This window comes from Lysinibacillus composti, from assembly GCF_016908465.1.
Taxonomy (GTDB): domain Bacteria; phylum Bacillota; class Bacilli; order Bacillales_A; family Planococcaceae; genus Ureibacillus; species Ureibacillus composti_A.
In genome coordinates this window covers 211,231-222,370 of record NZ_JAFBDY010000003.1, presented here as the reverse complement: position 1 = coordinate 222,370, position 11,140 = coordinate 211,231, and the positions used below count along the sequence as shown (strand labels likewise).

At 35.7% G+C, this 11,140-nt stretch carries 11 protein-coding genes; 9 read left to right on the top strand and 2 right to left on the bottom strand.

Annotated elements, in window-relative coordinates; genetic code table 11:
- Nucleotides 1-369: 369 nt before the first annotated feature.
- Nucleotides 370-1,830, bottom strand: a complete 1,461-nt coding sequence (locus tag JOD29_RS06240; protein WP_124763777.1) for a carbon starvation CstA family protein — start codon at nucleotides 1,828-1,830, stop codon at nucleotides 370-372.
- Nucleotides 1,831-2,082: 252 nt separating this feature from the next.
- On the opposite strand from JOD29_RS06240, the gene JOD29_RS06235 reads away from it, so the two are divergent.
- The 3 genes from JOD29_RS06235 to JOD29_RS20400 all read left to right on the top strand — a co-directional run bounded on the left by JOD29_RS06235 (nucleotide 2,083) and on the right by JOD29_RS20400 (nucleotide 3,939).
- Nucleotides 2,083-3,087: a macro domain-containing protein gene (locus JOD29_RS06235; RefSeq protein ID WP_124763776.1), complete on the top strand. Its 1,005-nt coding sequence runs from the start codon at nucleotides 2,083-2,085 to the stop codon at nucleotides 3,085-3,087.
- A gap of 211 nt (nucleotides 3,088-3,298) precedes the next feature.
- A complete protein-coding gene (locus JOD29_RS20405) occupies nucleotides 3,299-3,697 on the top strand; it encodes a vWA domain-containing protein (protein WP_239585590.1) in 399 nt (132 codons plus the stop codon).
- A 17-nt stretch (nucleotides 3,698-3,714) separates the two neighbouring features.
- A complete protein-coding gene (locus tag JOD29_RS20400; protein ID WP_239585589.1) occupies nucleotides 3,715-3,939 on the top strand; it encodes a hypothetical protein in 225 nt (74 codons plus the stop codon).
- A gap of 128 nt (nucleotides 3,940-4,067) precedes the next feature.
- On the opposite strand, the gene JOD29_RS06225 is transcribed toward JOD29_RS20400, so the two are convergent.
- The gene (locus tag JOD29_RS06225) at nucleotides 4,068-4,553 is read right to left on the bottom strand and encodes a hypothetical protein (RefSeq protein WP_239585588.1); all 486 of its coding nucleotides are present in this window, start codon (nucleotides 4,551-4,553) and stop codon (nucleotides 4,068-4,070) included.
- Nucleotides 4,554-4,938: 385 nt separating this feature from the next.
- Here JOD29_RS06225 and JOD29_RS06220 point away from each other — a divergent pair, with 385 nt between their 5' ends.
- From JOD29_RS06220 to JOD29_RS06195, 6 genes are all read left to right on the top strand, one after another.
- Entirely contained in the window at nucleotides 4,939-6,501 is a 1,563-nt protein-coding gene (locus JOD29_RS06220; protein WP_124763774.1) for a glucosyltransferase domain-containing protein, read from the top strand.
- A 44-nt stretch (nucleotides 6,502-6,545) separates the two neighbouring features.
- Nucleotides 6,546-7,475, top strand: a complete 930-nt coding sequence (locus JOD29_RS06215) for a glycosyltransferase family 2 protein (RefSeq protein ID WP_124763773.1) — start codon at nucleotides 6,546-6,548, stop codon at nucleotides 7,473-7,475.
- Nucleotides 7,468-7,887 carry a GtrA family protein gene (locus JOD29_RS06210; RefSeq protein ID WP_124763772.1) on the top strand — a complete coding sequence of 140 codons (420 nt, stop codon included), beginning with the start codon at nucleotides 7,468-7,470 and terminating at the stop codon, nucleotides 7,885-7,887. Before JOD29_RS06215 ends, JOD29_RS06210 begins: the two co-directional genes overlap by 8 nt.
- A 167-nt stretch (nucleotides 7,888-8,054) precedes the next feature.
- Nucleotides 8,055-8,720 (top strand): S-layer homology domain-containing protein, encoded by a 666-nt coding sequence (locus tag JOD29_RS06205; RefSeq protein ID WP_124763771.1) that lies wholly within the window; start codon nucleotides 8,055-8,057, stop codon nucleotides 8,718-8,720.
- Nucleotides 8,721-8,881: 161 nt separating this feature from the next.
- Nucleotides 8,882-9,952: a CAP and S-layer homology domain-containing protein gene (locus tag JOD29_RS06200; protein WP_124763770.1), complete on the top strand. Its 1,071-nt coding sequence runs from the start codon at nucleotides 8,882-8,884 to the stop codon at nucleotides 9,950-9,952.
- Nucleotides 9,953-10,181: 229 nt separating this feature from the next.
- Nucleotides 10,182-11,084: a C40 family peptidase gene (locus JOD29_RS06195; RefSeq protein ID WP_124763769.1), complete on the top strand. Its 903-nt coding sequence runs from the start codon at nucleotides 10,182-10,184 to the stop codon at nucleotides 11,082-11,084.
- The last annotated feature ends 56 nt before the right edge of the window (nucleotides 11,085-11,140 follow it).

Below are 11,140 nucleotides of genomic sequence, written 5' to 3'. Positions count from 1 at the left end.
AGCTTTCTGACAAGATGATCCTGTGGAACAAGTTGCTCAATTGTAATCATCTCAATTTGATCACGTTCATTTATTTGATTTTTCGACATCATATCCATTCACCTCAAACTTTATTTAAAAAGTAGTTGATTGTAGTGTAGGCGGCGACTCCTGCGGGAAAAGCGTGACGGCCGATACCCCGCAGGAGCCTAGCGACGAGGAGGATTGGCCCACGCCCGCGGAAAGCGTCCGCCGAAACGGAGATCAACTAACTCTATTTCAAAAACTATTACTTTTATTTTAAAAGAAAAAAGACTGTAGGCAAACTCGAAATTTCGAGTTTGTCTACAGTCTGAAGTCTCCTAAGCGTAGGAGACTTTTTTATATACCTTATGAAACTTCTTTTGCATTAAATCCTGAAACATCTTCATCAAGTAAGAACGAAGTACCTCGTTGTTTATGTGCTTGGAAGAAGAAGGCTATGACAACAAAGAGGGTAGCGACAATTCCTCCGATATAAGAAGCTGTTAAATCAATGCCGAAGCCCATTGTTGGTTCATAGAAAATATAAACAAATACCATAGACGTCATGAATGCTGCTGGAATCGTTGCAATCCAGTGATTTTTTCGTGCTAAGAATAGATACATTGCGCCAACCCAAAGTGCAATCATTGCAGTTACACCGTTTGCCCATGAGAAGTAACGCCATAAAATATTGAAATCGATTTTTGTTAATAAGTAAGAGATGACAAACAATGGAACCGCAATCCATAAACGACTAATAAGCTTAGCTTGTGCAAATTTAAAATAATCTGCAATGATCATACGTGCTGCACGGAATGCCGTATCTCCAGAAGTGATTGGTAAAACAACTACCCCAAGAATTGCTAATGTTCCACCAATAGAACCCATCATTAATAATGAAATATCACTTACTACCGCCGCAGGTCCACCTGCCGCTAATACTTCATTTAAGCCACCATAACCACCAAATAAACTCATTGCAGCAGCAGCCCAAATCATCGCGATAATTCCTTCTGCAATCATCATACCGTAGAAAATTTTACGACCTTCTCTTTCATTTTTCGTTGTACGAGAAATGATTGGCGTTTGTGTTGCATGGAATCCAGATAGGGCCCCACATGTAATCGTAAAGAATAATAATGGGAATACCGGTAATTCACCTGGATGCATGTTTTTTAGAGTTAATTCAGGAATCGGTGCACCAGTTACAACTAATCCAATCCCAACACCTAATGCAGAAATTACTAATAATGCACCAAAGTATGGATAAAGTCTTCCGATGATTTTATCAACTGGTAATAACGTAGCCAGGATATAGTATAGGAAAATAATTCCAACAATCAATGGAAGCGCTACTTTACCATCAAGTAAATTATTAATAAGCATTGCTGGAGATGTAACAAAAACTGTACCTACTAAAATTAATAATAAAAGTGCAAAAATATTTACAACGTGCTTCATGAAATTACCTAAGAACTTAGCAGCTAGTTCCGGTAGATGAGCACCTTTGTTACGAATTGAAATCATCCCTGTTAAATAATCATGTACCGCCCCTGCAAAAATACAACCAACCACAATCCAAATAAACGCAACTGGACCGTATAATGCACCAGCGATTGGTCCGAATACAGGGCCTGTCCCCGCTATATTTAAAAGCTGGATTAATGAGTTCTTTGGTGTAGACATAGGAACATAGTCAACACCATCACTATTTACATAAGCAGGTGTCGGACGATCTGGTCTTTCCCCGAATACTTTTTCGACAAATTTTCCGTAAGTGAAATAGCCTATGATTAGTAGGACAATACTCACTAAAAATGTAATCATTACATTTCCCCCATCCTTTTTTAAATATTCAAACATTTCCCCTAAAAAGATAATAACACTGAATGTTATATAACAGCAATACATTTTTGAAAAATTGTATAACAGAATTTTTCTAATGTAATAGTAATATACTGGTGGATTTTGTTAATTGCATAATAAACGAGCGTATTCATGGTAGAATTAATGAATGTGCAAAACAAGTGTATTTACTTTATTAATATATATTTTTAATAAATAAGGAGGGCTGATAAAATGCCATTTCAAATTGTTCGTAATGATATTACAAAAATGAAAGTGGATGCTATTGTCAATGCTGCAAACTCTGCTCTTCAAATGGGAGGAGGGGTATGTGGAGCTATTTTCCGTGCGGCAGGACCTAATGATTTACAAAAAGCATGTCATCAAATCGGCCAATGCGCGGTTGGGGAGGCTGTCATTACTGATGGTTTCAACTTGCCTGCGAAATATATTATCCATACTGTGGGGCCCATCTGGAAAGGTGGAGGGCATCATGAAGCGGAATATTTAACATCCTGCTATATAAACTCACTAAAGCTTGCAGTTTTGCATGGGAGTCAATCGATTGCCTTCCCGTTGATCTCGTCTGGAATATATGGATACCCGAAAAAACAAGCATTACAAATTGCTATATCTTCCATAAGTGAGTTCTTATTGGAACATGAGATGGACGTGACAATGGTTGTATTCGATCAAGATGCCGTTCAACTGAGTGAAAAACTGTTTGATTCTATTTATCAGTACATAGATGACCATTATATAGAGGAAAACGTGATTCATACCAATCGAAATCAAATCGAATATGATCAAGTTTACTCGGAAATGCCGATCCTTCAAAGTGAACCGGAATTTAATATTTCTGAAAGTAAGCGATCATTAGAAGATGTATTAATGCAATTGGAGGAAACATTCTCTCAACGATTGTTACGTTTAATTGATGAAAAAGGAAAAACGGATGCTGAAACCTATAAGAAAGCAAACATTGACCGACGCCTATTCTCAAAAATACGAAACAATCCAGAATACACGCCATTAAAAAAGACTGTCATTGCATTTGCCATTTCACTGGAGCTTAATTTAGATGAAACGATAGATTTATTACGCACTGCAGGATATGCCCTCTCCAACAGCAGCAAATTTGATCTCATTATTCAATACTTCATTGAACAAAAAAACTACAATATATATGAAATAAACGAAGCGTTGTTTGCATTTGATCAGGTGTTACTAGGAGCATAATGGCCTTGTAGGTTTGGGGTTATTAGGTGTTCTTTCCAGGAAATGCGGGTTTAGGGAATTTTTATGAGACTTTCGCGAGGGAATGTGTGAGTTCAACAAATTTACATGTGACTTCATCCAACTCTCTAAAAATGTCGCCTCCCAAGCGACCAAATAAAATCATTAAATTGTTATCCTTCATTTATAAACAAACGAATGGAGGATATTTTTTATGAAAACAAATTTAACTGAGCTTGTATTTATTTTGGATCGTAGTGGGTCCATGTCTGGTCTTGAGGCGGATACCATTGGTGGATATAATTCCATGCTGGCTAAGCAAAAGTCTGCAGATGGGGATGCTATTGTAACAACGGTTTTATTTAATCATGAAGTGGAATTGCTTCACGACCGCATTAATGTTGAAGGAATAGCACCCATTACAAACAACGATTATGAGGTGGCTGGGACAACGGCTTTACTCGATGCAATTGGCTTTGCGATAAACAAAATTAAAAAAGCACAAAAAGCTACCATAAAAGAAGAGCGCGCGGGAAAAGTATTATTTGTCATTACGACAGACGGAATGGAGAACTCAAGCAGCGAATTTAACTATAAAAAATCAAAAAGTTAATAGAGCAACAAAAAGAATTGGGGTGGGAATTCATTTTCTTAGGAGCCAATATCGATGCCATCTCAACAGCTGCACAAATGGGGATCGAAAGCGATAATGCTGTCGAATATCATGCTGATCAAATCGGAACAGAATTGAATTTCTCCGCTGTTACGGAGACAGTCTTGAATTATCGCAAAGAAGGAAAAATCAATAACCAATGGAAAAAACAAATCGAGCAGGACTTTAAAAGTAGAAGTTAACGGTACTAACAGACTGTCCACTAAAATTAGAAGTATTGCCAAATTGGCGGATCACTGTCACCCACAAAAAAACTAGAAGCAATCTGAATACCCTCAGATCCGCTTCTAGTTCTAATTTTATATATTGTTTAAACAACAAACGGTTTTTTCATTTTTATTAGTCCGTAAATGTAAAGGAAAATACTACCCGTAATGAAAGTCAGAACAACGAACAGGATGGACATACCTTGTTCTCCAGTCCATCTGTAAAACAGGCGATAAATATAGTAAATACCAATGACCATTGCGGCAATTGAAGCGATGAATCCGATAATTGGAATGAACGAGACGATTAGAAGACCTATATAGATCAAGGTCCATTTCAATGCTTCTTTTTTAATTTCCTCAAGAGTTTCTTTATCCGAAACAAGAGCAAATAGAACATAAATATTTACAATTGGAATCCACGACATGAATGCAATTTCTTGAAGGCCGTTTGTTTTTGCAGTGATATAATAGACGACCGCCATAATGATATAACCTAAAAGTGCTAGAGCTAAAGCGATAAATAGAAAAATGACGAAAAACCCACCGACCATAGCATCATATTCACTTGGATACGTGCTATACGACATATTCATACCCCCTTTTTTATTTACAATGTGTCCCTCACTAAAGAAGTCACCTTAATATATGTATGATTCAACAAAAAATGTAGAATTTATTATAAATTGTCAATTTTAATCCTTTCCTAATATATAAAAACTGGAACACTAGGCAAAAGGGAGGTGGTGAAGCTAGATGAAATATTTAGATTACGATCGAATATGTCTAGAACATCGCAAAAAGTGTCTAGAATAATTCAAATGATGAATTCAATTAAGACACCCATCCTAAAAGAACGACTTTATTTCGACAAAACGTGAGATTTATTTACAGGAATTTCACCGTGCTGTATAATTAAAAATTGTATTTAAATTCGAGTGGACGTCCATTGTGACAAGTAGTTGGAGGTAGAAAATGCCGGAAAAAGTATTTGAAAGACTAAAGAATAACATACAGAGTGAGTGGAAAATAGCGTTCTTTTCCGCTATGATCATTGGGTTACTCACGCATATATATGCTTTTACACACAGATTCCCAAATCATGATAGTTTACATAATTTGCATAGTTCGCAAGCCATGGTAACGTCTGGACGCTTTTTCTTAAGCCCGGCCACTGCGATTAGTTCATTTTTTGATTTACCCTGGATTATCGGACTACTTTCGATATTCTTTTTAGCTTTAGCAAGTGTTAGTCTCGTTATTTTATTTAACATCCGTAAGAAGATATCGATTGTGTTAATATCGGGGATTGTTGTCACATTCCCAAGTGTTTCAGCAACTTTTTCATATATCTTTACTGCTGACGGCTACATGATGGGAATATTTATGGCCATCTTATCTGTCGTGTTATTGAAAAAATATAAATACGGGTTCCTTTACGGGGCCGTTTTAGTTTGTTTATCTGTAGCGATTTATCAAGCGAATTTATCGGTTGCGTTAACTTTTACAACAATTTGGCTGATTCATGAAATCTTGTATTCTACAATTACATTTAAACAACTAATTGGAAAAATCATTCGCGCTATTCTAATGATTGGAATTGGAATGGTCGGTTATTTAGTCGTGTATAAAATCTTTACTAGAATATTTACTGTTCAAATTTCAAGTTATCAAGGTCTTGATAAGGTAGGGTCATTAACTTTAGCTGATATCCCACGTAGAATTTCGCAAATCATTACCCAATTAAAAACATTCTTTTTAAGAGGGTTTATGGATGGCTATAGCATTAATTTCCTTGAAATGCTGAATGCTGTCGTATTCATCACGTTAATTGTGGCAGCATTGACTGTCATTATAAAAAGACTGGTGTACAAAAATGTAGGAAAGATGGCTATGTTAGTAATAGGGATTGCTAGTCTGCCATTTAGCTATTACGTTGCGTATTTTGTATCACCATCTGCTTTTTATCATATGTTGATGGTTTTTGGATTAAGTAGTGTTTATATTTTCCTTATTCTTATATATGACCGAGTTGATGAAATGCCGAAACTTGCCATTGAGCGTTTAAGTTCTTGGGCAACGGTGATTGTCCTTGCTTGTACGATCTTTAACTTCGCATTAATTGCAAATATCGCATACATGAATATGGAGCTTCGTCATGAGAAATCACTAAGCTTTGCCAATCGTTTAGTTGACCGAATTGAACAATTAGATGAATACCCAGAAATCGAAAAGCTTACGGTATTTGGGAATGTTAAATTATATTCACAACTAACATCTGAGATTATACCGAACCAAATCCCAGAAATGACAGGTTCTGTTGGAGAAGTATTCTTCTACAAACCATATAGTTATAATGAGTTACTCGATCAATTCTTAGGCTATTCACTTCAAAATGTATCTGATGAAGAACGAGATATAATAGAACAAAGTAAAGAATTTAATGACATGGGCATTTGGCCAGCGAAAGATTCTGTAAGAGTATTTAATGATGATACAGTCGTGGTGAAATTTGAAGAAACAGAAACGAATCAGTAGAAATATAAAATATAGCAGCAACCTTGTATAGAAAGGGGTACGCTATGCCGTTATTATCAATCGTCATCCCATCTTATAATGAAGAAAAGATGATTTTAAAAGCTGCACAAACAATCAATCAACTATTAAAAGAGTCCAACATTCCCGCTGAACTCATATTTGTTAATGATGGTTCAAAAGATGGGACGTGGGAATCAATCCAACGTGCCAGTGAAGAGATTGAATCAGTAAAAGGCATTAACTTTTCAAGGAACTTCGGAAAAGAAGCTGCCATTTTAGCTGGTTTAGAATTTGCTAAGGGCGATTGCTGTGTTGTAATGGATTGTGACCTACAGCATCCACCAGAAACGGTTGTTCAAATGTACCGCTTATGGGAAGAAGGCTTTGAAATAGTAGAAGGTGTAAAGCTTACACGCGGAAAAGAAAGTAAGTTACATGGAATGTTTTCTAAAAGCTTTTATCGCTTGATTAACCAGGCAACTGGTTTTGATATGTCGAAGTCTTCCGATTTTAAATTGCTAGATCGAAAAGTAGTCGACGCTTACATACAGCTACCGGAAAGAAAACTATTTTTTAGAGCTCTCTCTTTTTGGTTAGGTTTTAAAAGTGTTCAAGTTGAATTTGATGTCAACGAGCGAACAGAAGGCGAAACAAAATGGTCTTATGTTTCATTACTAAAATACGCATTAAATAACATTACTTCCTTCTCAACAGCTCCGATGCAACTGATTACGTTAATTGGGGTACTGTTTTTATTATTCTCTGTCATTCTTGGCGTACAGTCACTAATCAATTATTTGAGTGGACATTCATTAGAAGGGTTTACAACGATCATTCTACTATTACTAGGTACTGGAAGCTTGATTATGATTAGTTTGGGCATTATAGGGTTTTATATCTCAAAAATTTATGAGGAAGTAAAACGCAGACCACGTTATATTGTTTCTGGAAAGACGGATAGCAGAAATGAATAATTGGACAAAGCTTTTAACTTTATTTGATGCGAAATTTTGGAAGTTTATTCTAGTAGGAATCATTAACACCATTGTTGGTACATCCATTATGTTTGGTTTGTACAACTTAGTTGGTCTTTCGTATTGGGTATCTTCCGCTTCAAATTATATTTTAACGAGTATCTTAAGTTACTTTTTAAATAAATATTTCACATTTCAACAAAAAGGCGCGTCTTTAAAATCTTTAGTAAAGTTTGCTATTAATATTGCGATTTGTTACCTCGTAGCATATGGTTTAGCTAAACCATTAACGATCTTTATGTTGATGAATGCAAGTCATAAGGTTCAGGAAAACGTTGCCATGTTTGTTGGGATGGTTTTCTTTACAGCATTAAATTATTTAGGTCAGCGATTTTTTGCATTTAAAGAATAAATATTTCTCTATTAATAAACCTCCAAATTCTCCAATTTGGAGGTTTTACTATGTTCATTTACTTATTTTGTATAGTATTTAATACGAGAAAATAATGAAATATATGTAACTATTAATGCCTATAAAACGTTATAATAATATAAAAGCACAATAGGAGAGAGCTTACTATGTTTAAAAAAGTAGCGGCGGTTATACTTGCTTCGACCATTGCCATTGGTTTGACGATTTTAAATCCTTTCCATACGCAGGCCCAAACGAACCCATTTAATGATGTAAAAGACGGTGATTCTCATTCTGAAAATATTCTTTCTTTATATCATTCTGGGATTATGACTGGTGTGACTTCTACATCATTTAAACCAAATTCATTTGCAACGCGCGGAGAAACAGCTCAATTTATAGTAAATGCACTAGGTTTAAATACTGAAGAAGCGACAAATAATCCTGTGTATCCTGATGTTTCGACATCAAACAAGTATTATCATGCGATTGCTATTTTATCAGAGTTAAAAGTTGTAGGTGGTTATACAAATGGGAAATTTGGACCGAATGATTCATTAACACGATCTCAGGTGGCAACAATGATTACCCGTGCATTTGAACTATCAGTAGCTACAACAACAAAAACGAAATTTACAGATGTAAATCGTTTAAATGATCTAAATGCAAGAAGCTATATTCAGACTCTAGTAAATTATGGAATTACAACTGGAACAACTGCAACTACTTTTAGCCCAAACAAAAACTTAACACGAGGACAATTGGCTACATTTTTAGTAAAGTCAATATCTGCAAAAGATGGTGGGGAATTAGAAGTAATAAGTGTTGAATAATATTCGAATCCCAAAAACTGTCTCAAATTTCTATTGATTTTGAGGTAGTTTTTTTGTATAACTATTAAGATTCTTATTTTGAAGTATTCCAATCATCAACTAGATTTTAACTATAAATCGTCTATTAGCTTGTTGCTAGTAGACTTACAGGGGGAAGTGGCATGTTGAAAAAATTGATAAGTGTTGTTTTCCTACTTACAGCCTTTGCATTTGCAAATGTCTCGGTGACACATGCAGCAAGCCAAGCTGAAACTCCATATAAGGATGTCAAGGAGACTCATTTTGCTTATAAGGAAATTATGAAAATGACTTCATTGAATTATATGACGGGGACATCTAGTAATAGTTTTCAACCAAATTTAAAAGTAACAAGAGCAGAGGCAGCTCTCACAATTGCTCGTTCACTTAATCTAGATCAAGCATGTACTTACGAACCTAAGTTTACAGATGTTGACCCAAGTGCTCCGTACTACAATGCAGTTTGCCAACTAGCAAAGGCAGGCATTGTAAATGATACAGAAGAATTTAAGCCCCAAAGTAATTTAACAAGGGCTCAATTTACAATAATGATGGTTAATGCTTATCAAGTTGAAGCAGACTCAGTTAACCGAAAACATTTTAAAGATGTAAAGAAAGGCTTCTGGGCAAAGAGCCAAATAGAATCATTAGCTGATCTTGGTATAGTAGGGGCAGTTGACGGTGTGAATTTCGCACCTCAACGAAATGTAACGAGAGCCCAATTAGCTGTAATGATCTGCCGAGCACTTGAATTTAAAGGTAAAATACAAGACAAGCGTCTCATTTACGATAGTTTATCAAAACATTACATTGAAACAGTTAATTACTCGAAACAGTGGGCAACTGAGGTAGTAAGACTTGTCAATGTAGAGCGAAAAAAAGAGGATTTACCAGCCCTTATAGAGGACCAAGACTTGTCACAAATCGCGGTAATTAAGGCAAGAGATTTTGTGAATCGTAATTATTTCAACCACTACTCACCTTATTATGAACAACCTTGGGACTTAGCTTCATTATTTGATTATGAATTCTCAAGCCTTGGAGAGAACATTGCGAGAAATTACCCATCACCGAGCGAAGTCGTAAAGGCATGGATGGCATCTGAGGGGCATCGTGCTAATATATTACGGCCACAATATACGAATTTAGGTGTAGGTATTAAGAAGTCTAGTGATGGGACAATCTATTGGGTTCAATTGTTTGCTAGTAAATAGAAGACTTACTAATGTTACACGAATGTTACAAGAATAGACAAAAATAGTAATCTATATTTTCAGAATTAACGCTGATTATCACGGAAACGTTGATATATCAGCGTTTTCTTTGTGTTGGAAGAATCTATGAAAACTGTTACATAAATGAAAAGTTAGAAAGATATAAATTATGTTAATCTATTAACAGGTTAAAAAAAGAGAGAACGTGTCGGTCGGAAGGAGAATTTGTATGAAAAAAAGATGGTTACTACCAATATTCGCAGCATTTATGTTATTTACAGCTACACCAGATGATCAAGCTGAAGCTGCTTCGACAGATGAACTAAAGGACATTGCATTACAATGGAAGGGTACTCCATACGTTTATGGTGGTTCTTCTAAAAATGGTACGGATTGTTCTGGATTCACATCTAAAGTCTTTGCAGAATTAGGCGTGAAGTTAAACCGTACATCAGGTGGACAATACCAACAAGGTACATCTGTTTCTAAATCTAACTTACAAGTTGGAGATTTAGTATTCTTCAACACAAGCGGTAGCGGTGTTTCACATGTTGGAATTTACATCGGCAATGGCAACATGATCAGTGCAGCAACTAGTGATGGTGTAACAGTTGATAGTATTAATGATCCTTATTACTGGGGCTCTCGTTACATCGGTGCTAAACGTGTAGCAAAGTTAAGTGATGCTGAAGTTAAAGATGCAGCAATCGATTTTAGCGTATACGCTTCTCGTGCTGAGGTAGGAAACCAATTAGCGAAGGCATTAAAATTAGATACATCAAGTACAGAAACTGGCTTCTCTGATGTTAAATCGACACATAAATATGCAGGTGCGATTGCAGCAATGAAAGAAGAAGGGATCTTCACTGGTGATTCTAATGGAAAATATAATCCATCTTCACCTATTACACGTGCACAAGTTGCATTAGTTTTAGTGAAAGCATTTGATCTAAAACAAGGTAACCAGAAAAAGTCATTTTCAGACGTTCCTGATTATGCTGCTGAAGCAGTATCAATCTTAGCTTCAAATGGCATTACATCGGGTATTGGTAATGGCAAATTTGGAAGCAATGATCATGTAACATTAAAACAACTAGAAGTATTCATTAATAGAGCAGCAGCTTTAAAATAATTCTTCTTTTAACCTTCCGACGAATTGATAGATTAATATTTTATAAGGGGAGTTTG